We start from the raw sequence: 587 nt of genomic DNA, 5'->3' as shown, positions 1-587 counted from the left end.
TCGGGCATGCCCGACTTTTTGCTGTTCAGTTGTCCCTCATCTCATGTTCTCCGTCGACCGACCATGTTGGCCGGCACCACCCAGGCATCGAACTCCTGCGCCGTGAGATGGCCGGAGGCGATGGCGGCCTCCCGCAGGCTGATTCCCTCGTGGTGGGCACGCTTGGCTATCTCGGCCGCGTTGTCGTAGCCGATGTGGGGGTTGAGCGCCGTGACCAGCATCAGGGAGCGGGCCAGCAGCTCATCAATGCGTGCCCGGTTCGGCGTGATACCGATGGCGCAGTGATCACAGAAGCTCTGCATGCCATCGGCAAGCAGGCGTACGCTCTGCAAAAAGTTGTGGGCAATCAGGGGGCGAAACACGTTCAGCTCGAAGTTGCCGCTGGCACCGCCTATGGTGATGGCCACGTCGTTGCCCATCACCTGGGCACACAGCATGGTCAGCGCCTCGCACTGGGTCGGGTTGACCTTGCCGGGCATGATGGAGGAGCCGGGCTCATTTTCCGGGATCAGCAGCTCCCCCAATCCGCTGCGGGGGCCGCTGGCCAGCCAGCGCACGTCATTGGCGATCTTCATGAGCGACGCGGC

General features: G+C 63.7%; 1 protein-coding gene. It reads right to left on the bottom strand.

Going from position 1 to position 587, the window contains the following annotated elements:
* Window positions 1-41: 41 nt before the first annotated feature.
* A partial coding sequence (locus BN1129_RS08330; RefSeq protein WP_042035795.1) for a lyase family protein occupies window positions 42-587 on the bottom strand: 546 nt, incomplete at its 5' end.

It is taken from the genome of Aeromonas popoffii, from assembly GCF_000820025.1.
Taxonomy (GTDB): domain Bacteria; phylum Pseudomonadota; class Gammaproteobacteria; order Enterobacterales; family Aeromonadaceae; genus Aeromonas; species Aeromonas popoffii.
Note: the sequence above shows the minus strand (reverse complement) of the source record. Positions and strands in the feature narration are given on the sequence as shown.